The sequence below is a fragment of the Microvirga sp. VF16 genome (assembly GCF_016864375.1).
Lineage (GTDB): Bacteria > Pseudomonadota > Alphaproteobacteria > Rhizobiales > Beijerinckiaceae > Microvirga.
In genome coordinates, this window is sequence record NZ_CP069354.1 from 2,993,575 (window position 1) to 3,016,053 (window position 22,479).

The 22,479-nt window shown below is 60.2% G+C and carries 21 protein-coding genes; 3 read left to right on the plus strand and 18 right to left on the minus strand.

The annotated features are described in order from the left end of the window. Window positions 1–579: 579 nt before the first annotated feature. From JO965_RS13995 to JO965_RS14010, 4 genes are all read right to left on the minus strand, one after another. Window positions 580–735, minus strand: a complete 156-nt coding sequence (locus JO965_RS13995) for a hypothetical protein (protein WP_203439503.1) — start codon at window positions 733–735, stop codon at window positions 580–582. A gap of 411 nt (window positions 736–1,146) precedes the next feature. Further along, window positions 1,147–2,568, minus strand: a complete 1,422-nt coding sequence (locus JO965_RS14000) for a metallophosphoesterase (RefSeq protein WP_203439504.1) — start codon at window positions 2,566–2,568, stop codon at window positions 1,147–1,149. Window positions 2,569–2,837: 269 nt separating this feature from the next. Continuing rightward, a complete protein-coding gene (locus JO965_RS14005; protein ID WP_203439505.1) occupies window positions 2,838–3,893 on the minus strand; it encodes a histone deacetylase family protein in 1,056 nt (351 codons plus the stop codon). Window positions 3,894–3,918: 25 nt separating this feature from the next. Beyond that, window positions 3,919–4,362: an OsmC family protein gene (locus JO965_RS14010; RefSeq protein ID WP_203439506.1), complete on the minus strand. Its 444-nt coding sequence runs from the start codon at window positions 4,360–4,362 to the stop codon at window positions 3,919–3,921. Window positions 4,363–4,496: 134 nt separating this feature from the next. Between JO965_RS14010 and mazG the strand changes: the two genes are divergently transcribed. Continuing rightward, window positions 4,497–5,342: a nucleoside triphosphate pyrophosphohydrolase gene (gene mazG, locus JO965_RS14015; RefSeq protein ID WP_203439507.1), complete on the plus strand. Its 846-nt coding sequence runs from the start codon at window positions 4,497–4,499 to the stop codon at window positions 5,340–5,342. On the opposite strand, the gene hflX is transcribed toward mazG, so the two are convergent. From hflX to dusB, 7 genes are all read right to left on the minus strand, one after another. Further along, window positions 5,337–6,731, minus strand: coding sequence for a GTPase HflX (gene hflX, locus JO965_RS14020; protein ID WP_203439508.1), 1,395 nt, complete (start codon window positions 6,729–6,731; stop codon window positions 5,337–5,339). The two genes, mazG and hflX, sit on opposite strands and share 6 nt — an antisense overlap. Window position 6,732: 1 nt before the next feature. Then, window positions 6,733–6,987 (minus strand): RNA chaperone Hfq, encoded by a 255-nt coding sequence (gene hfq, locus JO965_RS14025; protein ID WP_009491222.1) that lies wholly within the window; start codon window positions 6,985–6,987, stop codon window positions 6,733–6,735. A 231-nt stretch (window positions 6,988–7,218) separates the two neighbouring features. Then, entirely contained in the window at window positions 7,219–8,589 is a 1,371-nt protein-coding gene (locus JO965_RS14030) for a sigma-54 dependent transcriptional regulator (RefSeq protein WP_203439509.1), read from the minus strand. After that, a complete protein-coding gene (locus tag JO965_RS14035) occupies window positions 8,586–10,835 on the minus strand; it encodes a PAS domain-containing sensor histidine kinase (RefSeq protein WP_203439510.1) in 2,250 nt (749 codons plus the stop codon). The genes JO965_RS14030 and JO965_RS14035 overlap by 4 nt, the downstream gene beginning before the upstream one ends. A 99-nt stretch (window positions 10,836–10,934) precedes the next feature. Next, window positions 10,935–12,401 (minus strand): nitrogen regulation protein NR(I), encoded by a 1,467-nt coding sequence (ntrC, locus tag JO965_RS14040; protein WP_203439511.1) that lies wholly within the window; start codon window positions 12,399–12,401, stop codon window positions 10,935–10,937. A 9-nt stretch (window positions 12,402–12,410) separates the two neighbouring features. After that, window positions 12,411–13,508 carry a nitrogen regulation protein NR(II) gene (locus JO965_RS14045; RefSeq protein WP_203444185.1) on the minus strand — a complete coding sequence of 366 codons (1,098 nt, stop codon included), beginning with the start codon at window positions 13,506–13,508 and terminating at the stop codon, window positions 12,411–12,413. A 2-nt stretch (window positions 13,509–13,510) separates the two neighbouring features. Further along, window positions 13,511–14,530, minus strand: coding sequence for a tRNA dihydrouridine synthase DusB (gene dusB / locus JO965_RS14050; protein ID WP_203439512.1), 1,020 nt, complete (start codon window positions 14,528–14,530; stop codon window positions 13,511–13,513). Window positions 14,531–14,639: 109 nt separating this feature from the next. Between dusB and JO965_RS14055 the strand changes: the two genes are divergently transcribed. Continuing rightward, on the plus strand, window positions 14,640–15,833 hold the full coding sequence (locus tag JO965_RS14055) for a bifunctional 2-C-methyl-D-erythritol 4-phosphate cytidylyltransferase/2-C-methyl-D-erythritol 2,4-cyclodiphosphate synthase (protein WP_203439513.1): 1,194 nt from the start codon (window positions 14,640–14,642) through the stop codon (window positions 15,831–15,833). Beyond that, window positions 15,830–16,318, plus strand: coding sequence for a CinA family protein (locus tag JO965_RS14060; RefSeq protein WP_203439514.1), 489 nt, complete (start codon window positions 15,830–15,832; stop codon window positions 16,316–16,318). Before JO965_RS14055 ends, JO965_RS14060 begins: the two co-directional genes overlap by 4 nt. On the opposite strand, the gene JO965_RS14065 is transcribed toward JO965_RS14060, so the two are convergent. From JO965_RS14065 to JO965_RS14095, 7 genes are all read right to left on the minus strand, one after another. Continuing rightward, window positions 16,319–16,804: a type II toxin-antitoxin system RatA family toxin gene (locus JO965_RS14065; RefSeq protein ID WP_203439515.1), complete on the minus strand. Its 486-nt coding sequence runs from the start codon at window positions 16,802–16,804 to the stop codon at window positions 16,319–16,321. A 2-nt stretch (window positions 16,805–16,806) separates the two neighbouring features. Continuing rightward, the gene (locus JO965_RS14070) at window positions 16,807–17,331 is read right to left on the minus strand and encodes an adenylate kinase (protein ID WP_203439516.1); all 525 of its coding nucleotides are present in this window, start codon (window positions 17,329–17,331) and stop codon (window positions 16,807–16,809) included. 26 nt (window positions 17,332–17,357) lie between these two features. Beyond that, entirely contained in the window at window positions 17,358–18,317 is a 960-nt protein-coding gene (lipA, locus tag JO965_RS14075) for a lipoyl synthase (protein ID WP_203439517.1), read from the minus strand. Window positions 18,318–18,754: 437 nt separating this feature from the next. Then, window positions 18,755–19,018 (minus strand): hypothetical protein, encoded by a 264-nt coding sequence (locus JO965_RS14080; RefSeq protein WP_203439518.1) that lies wholly within the window; start codon window positions 19,016–19,018, stop codon window positions 18,755–18,757. Between the two features lie 852 nt (window positions 19,019–19,870). Next, on the minus strand, window positions 19,871–21,070 hold the full coding sequence (locus JO965_RS14085; protein ID WP_203439519.1) for an ImmA/IrrE family metallo-endopeptidase: 1,200 nt from the start codon (window positions 21,068–21,070) through the stop codon (window positions 19,871–19,873). A 54-nt stretch (window positions 21,071–21,124) separates the two neighbouring features. After that, window positions 21,125–21,823 carry a hypothetical protein gene (locus JO965_RS14090; protein ID WP_203439520.1) on the minus strand — a complete coding sequence of 233 codons (699 nt, stop codon included), beginning with the start codon at window positions 21,821–21,823 and terminating at the stop codon, window positions 21,125–21,127. A 163-nt stretch (window positions 21,824–21,986) separates the two neighbouring features. Further along, window positions 21,987–22,475, minus strand: coding sequence for a GFA family protein (locus JO965_RS14095; protein WP_203439521.1), 489 nt, complete (start codon window positions 22,473–22,475; stop codon window positions 21,987–21,989). Window positions 22,476–22,479 lie beyond the last annotated feature (4 nt).

Genomic DNA, 22,479 nt, shown 5'->3' on the forward strand with positions numbered 1-22,479 from the left:
CAGGGACTTTTGGGATAACAAAGTCTTACTCTGAAATGGGAGCCGCTTATGAAACACACCCGTAAACCGTTCATATTCATTCGGAAGAATGATACGAAATTGGTCTTCGACTCGATCTATCTTCGAGAGGCCGTGTTTCGCAAAGCCGTTACGGTGGAAGATGTCAAAGCTGGGCTTCTACCGAGAAAAAATAGCTGAGACCAGTTGTCTATCGCAACAGGAGCAGGATCTGCACTATCCGCCCCTTCTGTCGAAAATCTTTAGCATCGATTGAGGAACCTCCCCAATAGACGGCGCTCGATCACTCTCTGTGTTGTGAAGCTTGACGTGAACTGCGATGGGCTAGTTACGAGCATCGCTCGATCCATGACATAAGCGGAGTGGCCCCTGGTTTCCAATCTGCTATCGGTGCCCATTGATTTAATCTCATGGGTGTATCCTAGGACCGGGAACACATTGCTGTAATGCGAAGGTCCGTCCCTACCCGTTCATCCATGATATAAACCGTGAGATCTCCTTGGGCCGGCGTCGCAGTCATTCATCTACCTGTGCTCTGCTGAACTGATGGCACCGGCTCTCTTAGCTAACGCGCCGCCAGTAGCCTTCGAATGGAATCGATATATCTCGGCGCTCTTCCGTCGTGAACCGAGGATAGTCGCCACTCTGCGTCCAACCGCCGTTGCCGCCTGGAACGAAATGCAGATACGAGAACACGATATGAGAGATGACCCACATGCCGACCTCCTGAATGACATTGATTGTAAATGGAGGAGGCGAATTGCTCTGAGATAAAGGTCACACAGCGTGCTGCGCCGCTCTTAGCGATTGCGTGAGCTTCTTGAAGACGCGCGTTTCAGAAATCGTTGCGATGCCAGTTGATTGCGTCCCCAACTCGCTGTGCGCTGAGAGGCACCACGCACTTTGTGTGTGAAGTGGCTCACTGCACCGGAGGATCCAGTAGCCAAATTCTACTATTTAGAGACCTGCACAAAAGTAGATCTGTCTCTAGGATCCATTCCATAGTCCGCGTCTTTCCGTGTGAAGCGAATAATATTGAAACCGGCTCTCCTCCGCACGATGGTGCCAGCAAGCAATAAGGAATATATTCTGCGCACCTGAGCAACCGGCAGCGTCTTCGAGCACACCCTATTTTCTGTCACAGTAACAGGCGCTGTAGGATGAGGTGGCCAGATTAGCGATGGCGCACGCATAAGCGGTCAATGCCCCAACAGGGATCTCGCCATGGCTGACCTGATAAAGTCGTCGAAAGTTATTGCGAACCTGTTCGCCTGTCTCTCCACGTTCGAGCGTGGCATCTGCAATCCGCTTGATGGCAGCTGCCGAATAGGCCTGTTCGCCATAGACCTGGGTGAATACATACTCCCGTCGCCACTCGCCTGGCGCACTTCCGGCGACCTGCTCCAGATTGGCGAGATACCATGTCGAGAAGTCGGTTATGTCTCCGGTTCGCCGATTATAGTCGAAGATGTGAAAGGCAGGATTGTTTCCGAATATCGGGCTGATCGACGGTGTCACCTTTTCGACCGCAACCGCGACATTGGCATCCATGAGCAACCGGTAGCTGTCTTGATGGGTGTGGGCGGAAAAACCGGCCCGGATGATAACGGCATATTCCTGAAGCAGGAGCGCGAAGCGGGATGCGAAGGGTTCCTTAAGGAAGGGTGCGACCCGTGCTGGGCAGCTCAAATCGGACGAAGCTTGAAGTGTCGCATAGGGATCAATACCGACCGGGATGTGATGAACGAGCCAGATGTCCCTGTCGGCCGAACGCGCGTCTTCCAGCTGCCGTTCGAGCCAGGTCATCATTGCCTCTGCCGCCTGGATTCTAGTGGTACCACACGTATTCCGGTAGTCGGTCGACCACAACACGTCATTGACAACAAGGATCGTTATGCCCAGAAGTACCGGATGGCGCATCGCATAATAGCCGCCGGATGCGAAGGTCTGACCGAAGTCCGCAGCAAGATGATCTGGCCCTGCCAGTTCGCGGACCGTGTCGCTCAAGGAGGCAAGGAAGGCACCACCCGGCTCAAGCTGATAGTCGCCGCACTCGGAATCATTATTTCCCAAGGCGATGAGGATGGGGCGACCGGGCAGTGCGGTGCGCAGACCATCAGCGACATAACGTGCCGTCTTGACATCCAGCGCTCGTACGGGGCCGGAAGTTGGTGCCATGCCTAGCATCCGAGCCGCTATCTCTTCGAAGCGGTGTGCCAGAAGATCGCCTGATACGACGACAAGATCGGCGCTCCCTGCTTTCTCGGAGAGCGCACTGAGTGCGGAGGCGAGCAATGCTTGATTTGTGTCCTCGCCACGCCTGGGGAAGCTCTGCCCGCTTGCGGCAGCGAAGATGACCGGCCATTCTTCCGGCTCGGACTCCGCAAGTCGAGGTGCGATACCCGATGTTGCGAACGGATTGAAATGGATATCAGAGATGACGGCGATAGTCCCGGACGTCTCGGCTGTTCGGGCTGGCATACTGGCCGCGACGATCCAGGTCAGTGTGAGCAGAAGCCCCAATAGGGAATGCCGACGGCCACGACGCATGTGAGCTTCCTCCAAACACCCTTCCGATGTCGCTTTGCCGAGGCTATCGGGCGTCAGGCTACGACGTGCACCGTCAGATCGGCATCACATGTAGAAGATAGATCAACCTTCATTGTCGTGCCGATGAGCATCTCCGATTCAAAGAATGCGCCAACCATGCAGTCCCTGAACTGAACGATGCTACCGTAGCTTTGATCAGACTGATTTCCTGCGTTCGAGGCGACTAATCTTGAAAACAGGCCCGGGGCGACTCCGCCGTGACACTTGTTCTATTCCGCTGCATTGGCCCTGAATGCAGCGATGAAAGCTGGAGCCGCTTCTGCGACAGCCGTGAGCGAGTATCCGCCTTCCTGAACGATCAGGGTCGGCAGGTCGATCTTTCCCCAGATTTCTCCGATCCGGGCGAACGCGTCCGACGTGACGTTGAGCTTCGAGAGCGGATCGCTTCGGTGGGCATCCCAACCGGCCGACAGTACCAGCGCCTCGGCGCCATGCGCCTGAACTTCCAGCGCCAGGCGCCGGTTGGCGTCAATAAAGGCTTCGTCGTTAGCACCCGGCGCAAGCGGCAAATTATGGTTTGCTCCTTCGCCGGGTCCGGCCCCGATTTCATCAGCATATCCGGCGTAATGCGGATAATAGGACGATGGATCGGTGTGCACCGAGCCGTAAAAGACATCATGGCGCGTATAGAAGATCGCTTGCGTGCCATCGCCATGGTGGGTGTCGAAATCGACGATGGCGACCTTTGGAAAGTGGCTGCGCAGCACTGCGGCCGCGATGGCGGCATTGTTGAAGAAGCAGAAGCCGGAAGCGCGGTCGGGATAAGCATGGTGACCGGGCGGTCGGCAGAGCGCATACGAAGCTCGCTCTCCGGCCAGCACCGCCTGCGCACCGGCAATCGCTGTCTGCGCCGAGGCATAAGCAGCCTGGAAGGTCCCAGTCATGATCGCGCAGGACATGTCGCCAATATACCAGCCCGCTTGGCCCAGGATTCCCGTCGTGCGCGGCCTGCCGCGCTCCTCCAGCTCGATACCTGCCCCCCGATAGGGATGAACGTTCGGCAGCACTTCGGGGCCGTGGTTGGGCAGTTTCAGGAATCGATCATAGGCATCTTCAAGGAACCCGACGTAATGCCCGGCATGCACCGCCAAGATCGCATCCCGGCCGAAATCGCCCGGATCCGTCCTGAGCAGCCCTTGCGTTTCCAAGGCTTTGGCCAGCGTTGTGGCACGATCGGGATTTTCGAAGGGATCCACGATCCGCCCATGCATCATGTACTGCTTGGGCCGGTGGGCCAATTGGGCTTCCGAGAAGAACAGCTTCATGATCGTGGTCCCGGATGTTGACGGCTCAGGAGGGAGCGTCCTCCATCTCCTTAGCCTCGTCGATAGAAGTCCAGGAATGGGTGATTTTGGCAACCGCCCCGAGCATGATCGAAGCCGAACAGTACTTTTCCTTGGAAAGCTCGATCGCCCTCTCGACCTTGGCCGGTGCAAGACTCCTGCCCTTGACGCGGTAATCGATGTGGATCGCGGTGAAGACCTTAGGGTCCGTCTCAGCGCGCTCGGCGGTGACCTCCACATCGCAATCCGTGACCTTCTCACGACCTTTTCTAAGGATCTGGACCACATCGAACGCTGTGCATCCGCCTAATCCGATGAGCAGCATTTCCATGGGACGGATGCCGAGGTTACGGCCGCCATATTCGGGGGCGCCATCCATGACAACGGCATGGCCGCTGCCGGATTCGCCCACGAACATCATGCCATCGACCAGTTTGACCCGCGCTTTCATATGGTTTGTCCTTACTATACCTGAAGCATTTCACTCCTCCTTATACCGCTAACGCAGGGACATGGCGCGAATCCAGCTAGCTCCGCGTTTTGTCCTCAGGCTATGACACGGGCGAAGCGATCAGGGATTTCATCATGAAGCCTTCCTCCGACATCACACGGCTCCTCGAGATCATGGCGGCCCTGCGCACGCCCGGAACCGGCTGCCCCTGGGATCTGGAGCAGAATTTCGCGTCGATTGCCCCCTACACGCTCGAGGAAGCCTATGAGGTCGTTGACGCCATCGAGCGCGGCGACCTCGCCGATCTTCGGGATGAGCTCGGCGATCTGCTGCTTCAGGTGGTCTTTCACGCCCGCATGGCCGAGGAGCAGAACGCGTTTGCCTTCCCCGATGTGGTCGAAGCCATCACGCGAAAACTCATCCGGCGCCACCCCCACGTCTTCGGAGACACCAAGGACCTATCGCCCGAGGAAGTGAAGAGCCTTTGGGACTCGATCAAGAGCAAGGAGAAGGCCGAACGGCGTGTGATCCGCGAGAAGATGGGGCAAATGCCCGAGGCTCACGAGGCTGGGTTTCTCGGCGGAATCCCAACGGCTCTGCCCGCGTTGACGCGCGCACAGAAGCTGACGGCAAAGGCCGCGAAGGTCGGCTTCGACTGGCCGGAAGCCGCACAGGTCATCGACAAAATTCATGAGGAGCTGGAGGAGGTTAAGGAGGCATCTTCATCCGGCGCGCGAGATAGAATCGAGGACGAAATCGGCGACCTCCTGTTCTCTGTCACCAATCTCGCCCGCCATTTCGGCATCGATTCCGAGCGGGCCCTGCGGCGGACGAATGCCAAGTTCGAAAGACGCTTCAAGGCCATCGAGAAAGCTCTCGGAAAGCAGGACCGGAGCCTTGATGACGCCTCGCTCGAAGAGATGGAAGAACTTTGGGTCGCCGCGAAACTGGCCGAGCGCGAGCCCGGTTCATCGTCATAGAACGCGGGCTTCTGGAAACCGGTTGAGGAAGCGGGGTTCTTTGCCGGCCACGAGGCGAACCTGGAGGATGGTGTGCCCATTCTCCGTTGTTTCGCGGCCCAGGATCTCCGTGTTCTCATGCAGCCATGCGAGCCCTTGCCCGTCCTCCGGCGCGACATCGATCTCGTAGGTCGGCCGTCCCATGGCCAAGTGCTGCTCGATGGTGGTGAGAAGCTCCGGAATGCCGTCCCCGGTCAGGGCCGAGATGAGGATCGGCCGTCTTTCCTCGTCGGTTCGATGCGAGGTGGTGGCAAGCCTCTCACGATCCAGCGGTGACAGGAGATCCGCCTTGTTCCAAACCTCGATGATGCGCTTCGTATCGTCCGGATCGATGCCGAGTTCACGCAGGACGACAGCCACGTCGCCGGCCTGAGCCTCTGTCTCCCCGTGAGACACGTCGCGGACATGCAGCAAGACATCCGCCTCGACCACGTCCTCCAGGGTGGCACGGAAGGCCGCCACGAGCATCGTCGGAAGATCGGAGATGAAGCCTACCGTGTCCGACAAAATGGCTTTCTCGCCGTGGGGCAGTTCAATGGCGCGGGATGTGGGATCAAGAGTCGCAAACAGCATATTCTCGGCCAGAACATCGGCCTGGGTCATGCGATTGAACAGGGTCGACTTGCCGGCATTGGTGTAACCGACAAGGGCGACGATCGGGTAAGGCACCCGCCGACGACTCGTGCGGTGCAGGGAGCGCGTCTTCACGACGCTCTCGAGATCCCGCTCGATCCGGTTCATCCGCTCCTGGATCAGTCTCCGGTCGGCCTCGATCTGTGTCTCACCAGGCCCCCCGAGGAAGCCGAAGCCGCCGCGCTGACGCTCGAGGTGGGTCCAGGAACGGACCAGTCGGCCCTTCTGATAGGACAGGTGCGCCAATTCGACCTGGAGCGTACCTTCCTTGGTGCGCGCCCGCCGCCCGAAGATTTCGAGGATCAGGCCGGTGCGGTCGATGACCTTGGCGCCCCAGGCCTTTTCGAGATTGCGCTGCTGCACGGGACTGAGCGCGCAGTCCATGACGACAAGGCCGATCTCTTCCGCTCGGATCATACCGGCCAATTCGTCCACCTTGCCGCTGCCGATGAATGTCGCCGGTCGAGGCGAGGCTAGGGGCGCTATCAGCGATTTGGCGATGGTCAGATCGATCGCGAGAGCGAGACCGGTGATCTCATCGAGACGGGCTTCCGGAGGGCGAGGATTGGTCCCCTCGCCGTCCGCATCGACAACGCTGCGCCGTTTGCGCGTCAGGTAGGGTCCGACGACGAGCGTTCGTGTCCCTGCCGCAACCTCTTTTTCGGGTTCGGCAAGCTGAGCGAGACGTTCTTCCCCCGGACTACGTGGTTCCGTCACCTCAAGCCTTCTCGCCAGCCTCGTCGATCTGGTCGAACAACTGGACGGGCTGCCCTGGCATGATGGTGGAAATGGCGTGTTTGTAAACCAGCTGAGAATGACCATCCCTGCGCAGAAGGACGCAGAAGTTGTCGAACCAGGTAACGACGCCCTGAAGCTTCACCCCGTTCACGAGAAAGATCGTCAGGGGGATTTTCTGCTTCCGGACATAGTTCAGAAAGGTGTCCTGAAGATTCTGCGCGCGATCGCCCGCCATTGAAGTTGCCTCGCCAGCCCATCGCCGCCGGTCTTGGCTATGGGGCCGCCTGAATATGATTGTCCGCTTTCGTGCGGTCGGTGACCGGCACTTCTATTACAGGGCGAACCGCGGCGTTCGGCAAGGGGGGCTAAACGGTTCTACCTCCTCGGAGCATATTTTCCCGTGGATTGTAGGTTTTAGTTCTTTTCAGTTCGGAGAGATCAATCCGTGCTGTAACGGTGAAGCCCCTCAACCGCCGATCCCGAGGGATTTCAGCTTTCGGTGCAGAGCTGACCGCTCCATGCCGATGAACTCCGCAGTCCTGGAGATATTGCCGCTAAAACGAGCAATCTGTGCCAGGAGATACTCGCGCTCAAAGATCTCGCGCGCCTCGCGAAGAGGCAGGCTCATGAGTTTCTCGCCCCCCGCCCCGCCTGGGGTGCTTGGAACGAGTGCACCGATCTCCGATGGGAGCATGTCCGCCGTAATCTCCGCATCGGGATCGCCAGAGGTCAGAATCATCAGCCGTTCGACGTTGTTTCGAAGCTGCCGCACATTGCCGGGCCAGTCGTGGGACTGCAGGACCGCCATGGCATCCTCCGCAATCCGCCGCTTCGGGAGGCCCGTCGTGGAGGAAATCTGCTCCATGAAGAACTCGATCAGCTCCGGCACGTCCTCGCGTCGCTCGGCGAGCGAAGGCACACGGATCGGAATCACTCCGAGCCTGTGGAACAGGTCCTCCCGGAATTGGCCTGCCGCAATCGCCGCCGGCAGGTCACGGCTGGAGGACGAGACGATGCGCACGTCCACATGAACTCGCGTCGTTCCGCCAACACGCTGGAAGTTCTGATCGACCAAGACGCGCAGGATGCGGTTCTGCGTCTCCCGCGGCATATCGGCGATCTCGTCGATATAAAGAGTGCCGCCATGAGCTTCTTCGAGCGCGCCTACACGACGGCCCCCGCCCTCGCCGCCTTCGGTACCGAAAAGCTCCGCTTCCATGGTGTCCGGCGTGATCGTAGCGGCCGAGAGAACGATGAACGGACCATTGGCGCGCGTGGAGAGGCTGTGAACGGTTCGAGCCGTCAGCTCCTTGCCGGAACCGGGTGCTCCAGTGATCAGGATGCGGGCATTGGTCGGCGCCGCCCGCTCCACGGCTTGCCGTAGCTGGTTGATGACGATCGACCGACCAGCGATGCGGCTCGCCTGCACAGAACGGGAGCGCAGGTCGCGAACCTCTCGTTTCAGGCGTGATGCCTCAAGGGCACGCTCGGCGACAAGAACGAGCCGGTCGGCCTTGAAGGGCTTCTCGATGAAGTCGTAGGCGCCCGTCTTGATGGCCGAGACTGCCGTTTCGATGTTGCCGTGGCCTGAAATCATCACAACCGGCAGATCAGGATGCTGGGACTTGATGATCTCCAGGACCTGGAGGCCGTCGAGCCGGCTTCCCTGCAGCCAGATGTCCAGGAAAACAAGGTGCGGTCGCCGTGTCTCAATGGCGGCCAGAGCCTCATCCGACGTGCCCGCCGTGCGGGTTCGGTTCCCTTCATCCTCAAGAATGCCGGCTACCAGCTCACGAATGTCGACTTCGTCATCGACGACGAGAATATCAGCGCTCATAGGCTTGCCCTGCGAGAGTCGTTTCGGCTGGAAGCGGCCGATGTCTCTTCCGATGCAACGTGTTTCGTCTTTGGGATCCACATGCGAACTTGCCCGCCCCTGCCAGAGGGATTGTCGGCCAGTTCCATGCCACCTCCATGGTCTTCCAGAATCTTTGCAACGATCGGCAGACCCAGTCCGGTTCCACCCTCGCGCGTCGTCATATAGGGCTCCAGAAGGCGCTGGCGGCCCTCGACCGGGAAACCCTTACCGTTATCGGTCACGGCCAGGATCAGGTAGTCCGGGTGGGTGTCGTCGAGCAACACCTCAATCCGCGCATGATCTCTCTCTTCCTCCGGCGCCGCCGCAATGGCTTCGGTCGCGTTCTTCACGATATTCGTGACGGCTTGCGAGATGAGCCGGCGATCGAAGGGCGCAACGAGTGAGCCTGCCGGAACCTGATCGACGAATTCGATCTCGGGATGGGCGATCTTCATCATGAAGATCACCTGGCGGATAGTCTCGGCGAGATCCTCGTTGCCGATGGTCGGCTTCGGCATGCGGGCGAAGGACGAAAACTCGTCGACCATCCGCTTGATGTCGTCGACCTGACGCACGATGGTGTCCGTGCATTGGTCGAACACCTCCCGGTCCGTGGTGATTACCTTGCCATATTTCCGGCGAATGCGCTCTGCGGAGAGCTGGATCGGTGTCAGGGGATTCTTGATCTCGTGAGCGATGCGCCGAGCCACATCGGCCCAGGCGGATGTGCGCTGTGCCAGCACGAGGTCCGTGATGTCGTCGAGAGTGATCACAAGATCCCTTTGGCCGCCGCGCGCCTGCTCGCTCGTCACGCGAACGTTGATGGTCCGCTCCTTACCCTTTCGGGAAATGTGGATCTGCTGCTGCATCAGACGCTGGCGGCCAAGACTCATCTCCTCGACGAGCGCCGACACCTCCGGCAGAACCATGGTAATCGGTTGACCGAGCAGTTCCTTATGGGAGGTGCCGAGCAGAGCCTCGGTCGACGGATTGACGATAGTGATCTGTCCTCGGGCATTGACGCCGATGACGCCAGCCGAAACGCCCGCCAGAACCGCTTCAGTGAACCGGCGCCGACGATCCATGAGATCGCTGGCGGCCGTTAGTCCATCGTGCTGGCGGCGTAGTTCCGAAGTCATCTTGTTGAAGGTCTCGCCCAGATGTCCGAGATCGCCCTCACCCCGGCGCACCGGGACCTGGACATAGAAGTTTCCGGTCGCCACTTGGTCCGTCGCATGGATGAGGCGTCGGATGGGGGTGACGAGACGATTGGCGAAATTCAGTCCGAACCAGACGGCCGAGAGCAACACGATCAGCGCAATCAGCGTGAACATGGAGGCGAAGGCGATCTGGATACCCGCCTTCTTCTGGTCGAGGGCCTCATAGAAAGCCACACCTGCTTCCGCGACCTGAGGGAACTCGAGTGCACGCGGATCAACCTCCCTAGCGACATAAAGGATTCGTCCGCCATGGGCATCCAGCTTCAGAGCGGAGCGGAAGATGTGGCCGGATTTCGGGAACAGGCAGAGGGCCTCTCGATTGCTGGCTTCCTGCAGATCCGTCGGTGTCGGCTGAGGAACGTTTTCGACCTTCTTGGCCTCTATACGCTCGACCACCGAGCCATCCGTATCCACGATCATGGCGAGAGGAAAGCCGAGGAAGACGGCGCGGGAATTCATGAACTCCCGGAAGAGGTTGCGGTCCGCGTCAAAAAGCACTTTGGCGCGGTTGAGATCGGCCGCCATCAGCTGGGTTTCGCGAGCGAGCGTCCGGCACTGCACCTCCCGATAGGACCGGGCGATGGAGACCGTATTGGTTATGAGATCTTTGAGAGCACCGGTGAACCAGGGATCGAGGCCGCGTTCCAGTGTGACCGTCGCGACGGCCGCGACCAGGATGGCCGGCAGGACCGCTACGAGGCTGAACAGCCCGACGATCCTCACATGGAGACCGGCCGCCGCCGCCCCTGCCCTGCGTTCGCGCACCAACTTGCGGGTCTGCCAGGCGACGATTCCGAGAAGCAGGGCGATCAGCACGCCGTTGAGCAGGAAGACCCAGACGACGACGTTGTGGGTCGGCAGCAGCGGAGTCGCGCCGGCGAGAATGAGGAACGTGGCGAGGGCCGAGGCCAGCGCCGATAGCACGGCTCCGTAGCCCAGCCAGCCGAGGCCGCTCTGGGACGGTTCGGCCGCCTGCCGTTGTGCAATACTGTCCTGCTCGATCAAGACTGAAGCCCCGCCAATCGGGTGCTTCGGTTCTGCACCCCGTCATGGGGTGATGCACCAACACAACACTGTGGTCAAATTATTACAGCAGCCGGCGGCTCAGGTCCGGTTGGACCGGACCACCATGAGCTCAAGGTCCCGTACCTTTTTGCGAAGGGTATTGCGGTTGACCCCGAGAAGCTCGGCTGCCCGGATCTGGTTGCCCCTCGTCGCCGCAAGGGCTGCGCCGATCAGGGGGCCTTCGATCTCGCGCAGGATGCGGTGATAGAGCCCAGGAGGCGGAAGCGTGTCCCGGAAACCCGAGAAATACTCGTTCAGATGCCGTTCGACGGCGTCGGACAGCCCTTCGGAGTTTTGCTGAGGCGATTGCGAAGCCTTTCCAGAGGGTTGAGGCATTAGCAAGGGCTGAGAATCGAGCTCGGCATCGATGATGGCCCCGGTGATCGTATCCTGGGGGTAGAGAGCCGCCAGACGTCGCACGAGGTTTTCCAGCTCGCGGACATTGCCCGGCCAGCGGTACCGCTTGAGCCGATCCATGGCTTCCACATCGAGCTGCTTGCGGGCGAGGCCCTCCTTCTCCACCAACATGAAGAAGTGGCGGGCGAGATCCGGGATGTCCTCGACACGCTCACGCAGTGGCGGAAGGCGCAGGGGCACCACGTTGAGGCGGAAATAGAGGTCCTCGCGGAAAAGGCCTTGCTGGATCAGGACGCGCAGGTCTTTGTTCGTCGCGGCAACGATACGGACATTGGTCTTGATCGGAACGCGGCCGCCGACGGTCGTGTATTCGCCCTGCTGGAGAACGCGCAGAAGCCGGGTCTGGGCCTCCATGGGCATGTCGCCGATCTCATCGAGGAACAGCGTGCCACCTTCGGCCTGTTCGAAACGGCCCGTATTGCGGGCGGTCGCCCCGGTGAAGGCGCCCTTCTCGTGACCGAAGAGCTCAGATTCGATCAGTTCGCGCGGAATCGCCGCCATGTTCACGGCCACGAACGGGCCCTGCCGGCGCTTTCCGTAGTCGTGGAGCGCCTTGGCGACCAGTTCCTTGCCAGTGCCGGACTCACCCGTGATCATCACCGTCAGGTCGGTCGGCATCAGACGGGCCAGCGCCCGGTAGATCTCCTGCATGGCGTGGGAGCGACCCACGAGCGGAATATCCTCGTTCTCCGGCGACGGGTTGGCTCCGGTGGGAACGCTCCGCGGCCGGGACAGGGCTCGCCCTACGACGGCGACGAGTTCTTTCAGATCGAAGGGCTTCGGCAGATATTCGTAGGCCCCGCGCTCGGAGGCCTTGATGGCGGTCATGAACGTGTTCTGGGCGCTCATGACGATGATGGGCAGCTCCGGGCGCATCTTCTTGATGCGGGGCAGGAGATCGAAGGCATTCTCGTCCGGCATCATCACGTCGGTGATGACCAGATCGCCATCCCCTTGAGCCACCCAGCGCCAGAGGGTTGCGGCATTGCTGGTCGAGCGAACCTCGTACCCGGCCCGTGACAGGGCCTGGTTCAGGACGGTTCGAATGGCGGCATCGTCATCGGCAAGAAGAATCTGTCCGCTAGGCATCTGTCAGTCTCACAAATCGGCCCCGCGCCCGTCATCGGCGCGGTGCATGGGCAGGAGAATTCGGAAGGTGGTCCGTCGGGGCGCCGGCTCGCATTCGACGATGCCGCCGTGATCGCCGACGATCTTTGCGACGAGGGCAAGGCCGAGGCCGCTGCCCTGAACCTTCGTCGTCACGAAGGGATCGAAAAGATCGGTCATGAGCTCGGGAGGAATTCCGGGGCCGTTATCGATGACACTCAGCTCGATCGGCAGGCTCACCCTCTCCTGCGAGCCGGGGACCTGAAGCCGGACGCCGGTCCGGAAAGCCGTCGACAGGATGATCTCGCCATCCGGCGCGTCGATGCCGATGGCCTCGGCCGCGTTCTTGACCAGGTTTAGAATAACCTGGATCAGCTGATCCCGGTTGCCGAGCACCGGGGGTAGCGAAGGATCGTAGTTCTCGACGAAACGGATATGCCGGGCGAAGCCCGATTGCGCGAGGCGCTTCACGTGATCGAGCACGCCGTGGATGTTCACGGCGCCCCGCTCGACCGGCCGTTCCTCTCCGAACAGCTCCATGCGCTCTACCAGCTTCACGATGCGGTCGGTCTCGTCGCAGATGAGACGCGTCAGCAGCCGATCGTCTTCGCTGGCCGATTGCTCAAGGAGCTGCGCCGCGCCGCGGATGCCAGAGAGCGGGTTCTTGATTTCGTGCGCCAGAAGCGCGCCCAGCGCCGTAATGGAGCGGGCTGCCCCGCGATGGGTCAGCTGGCGGTTCATCTTGTCGGCAATCGTCCGCTCCTGGAGCATAACGATCACGCTGTCGCTGTCATCACCCAGCGGGCTGGCCGAAACGTCGACGATGCGTTCTGCGCCAAGCCGTGGGCTGCCGATATCGACCCGATGCTCGCTGACGCTGGAACCCCGCTGACGAACATCCTCCACCAACGCCATCACCGGCGAGCCGAAGGGCAGGAAGTCGCTGAGCTTCTGGCGCAGCATCATGCGCAGGCTCATCTCAAAAAAGGATTCGGCCGCCGTATTGGCATGCACGATCCGAAGCTCCGGTCCGACGGTCAGAACCGGGATCGGCAGCGCGTTCATGATGACGTCGTTGATGGCCGCCATCGTCATGCCGCCTCCCTATCCTGCCGGCTGTAGAGGGAGCGCAGTAGGGTGATCACGGTCCGGGATTCCTCGGATGTTACGAGCGCTGTCCTAACACTCGGTGCGATGTGGAAGCCGGAAGCGAGAGCCACATCGGCACAGGCGGCAAGGTGCTTGCGGGCATGGCGGATGCCAGTCCTCTCGCCATAGAGAGACAAGAGTCCCTCATAATGTTCGACGGCGATCTCGGTCATTTCTTCAGGCGATGGGTCGGGAATCGTCATGCCTTGCAGCGCCGCGCCGATCTGGCCAACGAGCCAGGGCCTTCCAACCGCCGAGCGGCCGATCATCACAGCCGCGGCTCCTGAGGCGGACAGGCAGTTCTTCGCATCTTCGAGCGAGCCGATATCGCCGTTGGCGATGACCGGGATGTTTACGCTTTGGACGACGGCAGCGATGGCGCCCCAGTCGGCTTGTCCCTTGTAAAACTGCTGCCGTGTCCGGCCATGCACTGTCACGGCCTGTACGCCGAGGCTCTCGGCCCGGCGGGCGAGTTCCGGCGCATTGAGACTCTCATGGTCCCATCCAAGGCGCATCTTGACGGTCACGGGGACGCTGGCCGCCTGCACGGTCGCCTCGATGAGCCGGGCGGCATGATCGAGGTCGCGCATGAGGGCCGAGCCGGCATAGCCGCCGATCACCCTCTTGGCGGGACAGCCCATATTGATATCGATGATGCGAGCCCCTGCCCCCTCAGCCACCCGCGCGGCTTCCGCCATCCAGTGCGGCTCGCATCCGGCCAGCTGGACCACATGAGGCTCGATTCCGGCACCCTCGGCCCTGAGCTGCGCCTCCTCCGAGCCCTGGACCAGCTCATCTGATGCCACCATTTCGGACACGACGAGACCGGCTCCCAAGCGCTTGGCAATGCGCCGGAAGGCAACATCTGTCACTCCGGACAAAGGCGCGAGAACGGCCGGAACGTCGACCTTCACAGGACCGATACTGAAACCGCCTTCGCCTAATTTTTGATCAAAACTCATTGTGCCTAATCAATAGCCATTTCAGTGACAGGTGCAAGCCCCTCCCACAGGGATTTGCCTTCTGCCCACCTCACGCTTAGGAGAGCGTCTGTTACAGAGAGTTCCCTGAATGACAGTTGCCGCCCTCATCGTTGCCGCAGGACGTGGATTAAGAGCGGGTGATGGGATCCCGAAGCAATATCGGCTGCTCCAGGGGCAGCCGGTTCTGGCGAGAACGCTTTCGGCTTTTCTCTCTCACCCTAGCGTCAGTCACACCCTCGTGGTGATTCACCCTGACGATCACGAATTCTATGAAGGATCGATCGGAGCCTTACCATCCCTGCCACCGACAATTCTGCCATGCGTCCATGGCGGTGAGACGAGGCAGGTCTCGGTAAGGAATGGACTTGAGGCGCTGACGGAGCTGAATCCCGAGATTGTTCTCGTTCACGATGCAGCCCGGCCCTTTGCCGGTCCCGATCTCATCGACCGTGCCATCGAGGCCGCACGGCATTGGGGCGCCGCCGTGCCAGGAACGCCGGTGACTGATACGATCAAGGTGATTGGAGATCGGTCCGAAGTGATCTCTACCCCTGATCGTTCGACCCTCAGAGCCGTACAGACCCCGCAATCCTTCAAATTTTCGCTCATTCTCGACGCGCACCGCAGGGCAGCCGCCGCAAACCTGCATTCTTTCACGGATGACAGCGCCTTGGCGGAATGGGCCGGTCTGTCGGTTCATGTCTTCGCGGGCGATCCCGGCAATATCAAGCTCACCCATCCGGCGGATTTCGCGGAGGCCGAGCGACGCATGAAAGGCGAAGCGATGACCTATGTGACCCGACTCGGTACCGGCTTCGATGTCCATGCTTTCGGCGAAGGCGATCATGTCTGGCTCGGCGGGATGAAGGTTCCCCATGACCGGGGCATCGTGGCCCACTCTGACGGGGACGTGATCCTGCATGCCCTGACGGATGCCATCCTCGGTGCACTCGCCGATGGCGATATCGGCACTCATTTTCCTCCGACCGATCCGCAATGGCGCGGTGCGTCCTCCGACCGGTTCCTGGCCCATGCGGTAGGCCTCGTCCAAAAGCGTGGCGGCATCCTCGATCATCTCGACACGACGCTTCTTTGCGAGAAGCCGCGGCTCGGACCGCACCGGGAGGCGATGCGCCAGCGGATTGCCGAGATCGCCGGGCTTCGGCTCGATCAGGTCTCGCTCAAGGCGACGACGACGGAGAAGCTTGGATTTACCGGCCGCAGTGAGGGCATTGCCGCTCAGGCCGCCGCGACGATCCGCTTGCCGGAGGTGAGCGCATGACGCCCGCGATGACGAACCGCGCTGCGGCGCTCCTGGACGCCTACAAGGGCAAGGGCCTGAAGATCGCGACCGCCGAATCCTGCACTGGCGGCCTCGTGGCGGCCCTGCTGACGGAGATCTCCGGCTCCTCGGCCGTGGTGGAGCGCGGATTCGTGACCTATTCCAACGAAGCCAAGACGGAACTGATCGGGGTTCCGGCCGATCTGATCGCCGCCCATGGAGCCGTGAGTGAGCCAGTGGCCCGGGCCATGGCCGAGGGGGCGCTGGCCCATTCCCGGGCCGATGTGGCGGTCGGCATCACCGGTGTGGCTGGGCCGACAGGGGGTACAGCGGCGAAGCCGGTAGGACTCGTCCATTTCGGCTTGGCCCGGAAAGACGCCGCCACAGTGCATCTGGAGCGGCGCTACGGGAGCTTAAGCCGGGAGAATGTGCGCCGCCGGGCAGTTGAGGATGCGCTGGCGCTGCTGGAGCAGGCGGTTCGCTGATCAGGCCATCCTCGCTCCGGCCTGCGTTGTCGAGGGCAGTCCGTAAATCTCATCCGCCCGCTCCTCGAAGGCTTCCGTGAACTTGCGGAAGGCCTTGTCGAAGACGCTACCCATGACAAGGCCGAGGGCGAAGCTCTTGAACTCGTAATTGATGTAGAACTCGACCTCGCAGCCCCCACCCGGCGCCTCGCGGAAGGTCCAGCGATTCTCGAGATACTTGAACGGTCCATCCACGTATTCGACCGTGATCTTCAGGCGCGGATCGTCCAGGGTCACGCGGGTGGTGAAGGTTTCCTTGATGGCCTTGTAGCCGACCGACATGGTGGCGACGAGCGATTCGATGCCCTCCCCGCTCTGGACCCGGCGCATGACGTGCAGATCCTCGCAGAGCGGCACGAATTCCGGATAGCGCTCCACATCGGCCACGAGGGCGAACATCTGAGCCGGACTATGCTTGACGGAACGCGTGGTGCGAAAGGTCGGCATGCTCAGGCGGCCTCTTTGCGGGTTGTGAGAGCGGCCTCGAGGGCCGGGATGTCGGAGCGGGAATGCAGCACGTAAACGCGCTGATCGGGACGCAGGCGCTCCAGCATGCGCATGGTCTTGGGCCGCATCTTGTCCGGGTAGGACCAGATCCAGCGCATGAAGGACCAGTCGAACCGCTCCGGGCCGGCGGTACCGAGATCCGGCCGCGACTGGCCATAGTTCTTCGCCACTCGCCAGAGCACGCTTAAAGCACATTGCCAGCGCGGCAGGTCGAGCCAGACGATGACTGTCGCGCGGGGCACACGGATGTCGAAGGTGCTGGCGTAATTGCCGTCCATGACCCAGGCCGGCCTGGCCGTGAGCGCCTTCACCCGCTCGCGCCATTCGGCCTTGGCGGGCATGGACCAGCCAGGCCCGAAGTATTCCTTGTCGAGGTGGATCAGCGGCAGGTCGAGGCGCCCGGCGAGGCGGCTCGCCAGGGTGCTCTTGCCCGCGCCCGGGCTGCCGATGACCAGTATGCGCTGCATGCCTCGCCCGAATCGTGCTCGTCAGTTTAGCCGAGCTTCGTCAGACGAGCCGCCTTCAGCTTGGCAAAATCCTCTCCGGCGTGATGCGAGGAGCGCGTCAGCGGGGTCGAGGAGACGAGGAGAAAACCCTTGGCGTAGGCAGTGGTTTCAAAGGCCTTGAATTCGTCTGGCGTCACGAAGCGGATCACCGGGTGGTGCTTCTTCGTCGGCTGGAGGTACTGGCCGATGGTCATGAAATCCACATCCGCCGAGCGCAGGTCGTCCATGAGCTGGAGCACCTCGTTCCGCTCCTCGCCGAGGCCGACCATGATGCCGGACTTGGTGAAGATGGTCGGATCGAGCTCTTTCACCTGCTGCAACAGGCGGATGGAGTGGAAATAGCGCGCGCCGGGCCGGACCTTCAGGTATTTCGACGGCACCGTCTCGAGATTGTGGTTGAACACGTCGGGCTTGGCCGCGACCACGATTTCGAGCGCGCCCGGCTTCCGGAGAAAATCCGGCGTCAGGATCTCGATGGTGGTCTTCGGCGAGCGGGCCCGGATCGCGTGGATCACGTCGGCGAAATGCTGCGCGCCGCCGTCGGCCAGATCATCGCGGTCGACCGAGGTGATGACCACGTGCTGCAGGCCGAGCTTCTCGACCGCCTTCGCCACGCTCTCGGGCTCTTGTCGATCGAGCGCCTGCGGCAGGCCAGTCTTCACGTTGCAGAAGGCGCAGGCCCGGGTGCAGGTGTCGCCCATGATCATGAAGGTGGCGTGCTTCTTTTCCCAGCACTCACCGATATTCGGGCAGCCGGCCTCCTCGCAGACCGTCACGAGCTTGTTCTCGCGCACGATCCGGTTGGTCTCGGCCCATTTGGGCGAGCCCGGCGCCTTCACGCGGATCCAGTCGGGCTTGCGCTGCTGAACGGGCTGGTCCGGCCGATGCGCCTTTTCCGGGTGGCGAGGACGCTGATCCTTGTTCAGCAGGTCGAGAACGACGGCCATGAAGCTAAAACCCTTGAGGAAGCTAAAACCCTTGAGGCGAAGGGACCCCGCCCTTCCTGATGTGCCGCTGATTTAAGACTTTCGGCGCACATTCGCAAATGCTCAGATAGCAGGGCTGCGTTTCATGCAGCTGTGGTTACCGTCGCTGCGGGGACCTCGAAGCCCGCCCGCCACCCCTCCCCGTCATCCCGGACGGCGAAGCCGATCCGGGATCGTTGGCAGGATGTGGCGCGCGAACCTCAACACTGTCATCCCCGCGCAGGCGGGGATCCATAAACGCCCTCATGGCAGAATGAAGCTGCGTCAGCGGTTATGGATCCCGGGCTCCGCTGCGCGGCCCCGGGATGACAGTGCTCTGTTTGTCCCGCGATCCCGGATCGGCTCGTGCCGTCCGGGATGACCCCTGGGGGCTGGCATGACCCTCAGGCGTTAAGGCCTCACCGCTGCCGCAGCGCCGCCTCGAAGCTGGCGCGCTGGTCGATCCAGAACGTGCGATGCTCATGCATCTCCTCCAGCACGGCATCGGCGAAGCGCTTGCGATTCTCGAAAAAGCACGGCGGGCCAAGACCGCCCTGGCAGCGACGCTCGTTGCGGCAGGAGCGCTTGCGACACTCGCCCGGCATGTGGATGACGTCGGCGAGACGACGCAGGGCATCGTCGACATCGGGCATGCGGGACAGGATGTGCTGAACACGGCTCATGACAAAACCTCGAAGCAATGAAGGATTGGAAAAGACTTTTGGGAAGAAAAGGCGTGCGCCTGCGGGCCCGCGAGCCTTTTCGGCTCCGAGCCTTCTGAGGCAATCGAGGGTGGCGCGACAGGCAGCCCGGCTCGATGGCAATTTGTTTGGAAGAGCCGGATATGCCCTTCGCGCACGGCTTCTTTAGGCGGACAGGAGAGGCCGGCTCAGTCAACCGCCGCAGGCGGTGACCGTCTGCGCGACGGCGGCCTGCGACCGATCCCGACGACCAACCCACATCCTGGGCCTCCCGTCGGATGAGGCTGCGTCACCTCACCCACGGGACCGTGCCTGCTCCCACACTGCGACGCCTCGCGAGCGCGCCCCTCGCCAGGAGCAGATCTAAGGCAACGATATAGCCGAGGTTAGGATCATTGTCAAGAACAAAATAGGAACACTGACCATATCTTTAGACGTGTGCGTTCACTTGGAAGGATGTGATTGGCATCAGACGTATGGATTCCGCCTTGATTTTCGGCACCCAACAGGCGAGAAGATACATCATCCGAATTGAGTTCAGCGCTGACAACTCTGGGTATCACTTTTGGAGATGTTGGGGCGTGGTTGTTTGCCCTCTGGACCTGCATTGATTGGTTTCTCAACCTCGATTTGCATACGGAGGCATTCATGAAAGCTACGTTCAAAACTGGTATGGAAGCTCTCGCGGTTCTGTGGGCCTAGTTGGGCGAGCAACCACGCCATCAACAATAAGATTGTTGAATTCAGAGTTTTAGCTGAAAGACCGCGTGGGACGGTGCAAGTCCGTCCCCCACACCAATTCAAAAAGCCCCGGCGACCCGGGGCTTTTTCCATTCATTTTTGACGTCGAAATGGGACGACCGTTCCAAGACTCTCGACTCGTTTGGAGTGCGAAGTCTCACGAGTTTTAAGTTGAACGAGTTCCCCTTCTTTCTCTAGGAACCAACCTTCGGGTAGGCTCACTAAGCGTTCTATATCCTTGGGAGACATCGTAAATTCAACGGCAAGGAGATCTCTCTTCGTTCGGATACCGGAAGTTACAACCAAATTGAGTGCTTCACGCAGAACGCGAGGCTCCGACAACGGCCATTGACGATCAAGAGGCTCTTCTTTCGTCCATCCCTTTGCTGAGTGCAGTTTGTAAAGATCTGTTACATATCCCGCAGGGATGATCTCAAGATCCGCGAGACGATGAATTTGGGCCTTGATTGAAACTCGCCACCGCTCTTTCAGAGAAAGAAACGACGAAAGCGATGGTCGCGCTACCTCGTGCGGGTATGTTGTCGATGGCATGAGGAATGCACTTGCCAACCTGAATGCTTGAGCCTCAATTTCTTTGATGTTTGTTTCAAATTCTTCTGGTGTGACATTCTTATGAAGAACCGCATGCGCAAGTTCGTGCGCCCCATCCATTTGTCGCCGAGGGAATGACATCTTATCAGTTGCAAGAAGAATATGTGGACGCTCTTCCTCAACAGACCAGCCACATAAACCATCCAAGCGAGATGTACCCATCTCGATAGTACCAACGATAATGCCAATACGCTCGAGTAGACCGACAATATCTCCGCATGGGCCCTCCCCCATGTTCCAATGATGCCGAAGCTCCAATGCTATCCGCTCGATATCATCCTCGCGCAGCTGCTTCCATGAAGCCCCTTTAAGCACGTCAGGAATGTCAACGGGTGGGAAATCCACATAGTGCTGCAGGATTGAGCTAACCTCCTGTAGCCATTTCATCTGTGAATGTTGATAACGAATATCTCCGGCCAACGTGTTTGAAAGTTGCCGATGAAACATCGGTCGAGCAGATTCAAAAAGCGGACGCAAGAAAAACTCACGTCGAACGCCAAGGCTACCAGAAAGAGCTGACAACGCCTCAGCATCTGGCGCGATCTCTCCCTTCTCCCATCGACTTACAGTGCTCGAAACAACACCAAGAGCTTCTGCCAATTGTTTTTGGGTTTTTATACGACGAGCGGCCCGAACTTCTGAAAGTCGGGCCGGCACGAATCCAGGCGTTCCTACACGCATCTTCTTGTCCTTACTGCCTAACGGTAGCCCTCTCACCGAGCGGCAAGCGGGTTGTTATGTTCCTGTTCCTTTCTTTTCTTCAGCGGGCGTTTCCGGCGGAACAAAAGGCGTTACCCCTTTCTTCAGCTTCACACTTGGAGCCGACGGAGTCGGCGACGTCGGTTCTAGCGGCAGATCTGCGTGACCACTCATGAATTTATCAAGCGGTTCGTAGAACAGGAAGCTGTGGTAGTTTGAGTCGATGATGCCTATGGCAATTTCTTCAATCTGACCAGCCCGCTCTCGATGACGCGATACAAGGAGGACTACAAAAATGTCACCCATTTTCGGACCTGTCTCGTCAAAGCCCAACCGTGGCGTGAGGTTATAGTTCAAACTCACACCAGAGGCGCGGGACCTATTCTTTGAGGGGAGTGCTTTCGGTTCAGGCATTGCGGCCATTCCAAAGATAATTCCTTGGCTTTGCACCTCAAACCGCACGAATGGCTGAAAGACTTTCAGGTCGGTTGTTGGAATTACCCCTCCATCGAGCAAACGACCACCATGAACCTGACAAATTTCCTCAAAGCGCTCCTCCATCATCCGAAACCGGAGCTGGCCCTCACTGCCTCGTGCCCGACGCTTATCCCGAAGACCTGTATGATCCCGGACGATCTCATGAGCCTTTAGAGCTTCAGCGCGAAGGCCGTCCTCTAGACTGAGCAACAGATCTTTGGTGAGAGCGATGGCTAAGAGGCGTTTCACAGGCATCATTCGGCATTCCCTTACAGTTGCGCACAAGCCGAAAATTGCCATGAAATTTTGCGCAAAGCAAAGCTTGCGGAATATTATCCACAGAGAACTAAGGTTGCCGCAAGGTAATCATTGCGCATTCAAAGGCGCATAGATCAGCAGTAGATGCCATCCCAATCCATCCTCACCCCGCCGACGAAACACCCCTTCCCCGCTCCGAACCATTCCACTCCGCGAACTCCGCCACCAGTTCCATGAACCGCTCGTCCGAAGGATCGGTTTCGAAGCTGTGAACGGCTGATGTCGTCGCCCAGGGCAGCTTCTCGCCCGTGTACATTTCGACATAGGGCGGAAACTCTCCTGCATCCTCCAGCATGGCGGTGCGCACGTTGACGAATTCGTCCAGGCCTTCGGGCCGGGTGAAGAGCCAGCTCATGCAATGCGGGCAGAAGAAGTGGCGCGTGGCGCCGTGAAGGCCGCCGATCACGGGTTCGCCCTGCACCACCTCGAAGGCCTGGCTCGGATAGAGAACGCTCAACGAGAAGGCGCTGGCGGTCATGCGCTGGCAGCCCGTGCAGTGGCAGGCCATGGTGACGATGGGCGCGCCATGCACGCGAAACCGCACCTGACCGCACCGACATTCGCCGTTCCGTGTTCCGTCCTGATCCGCCATCGCG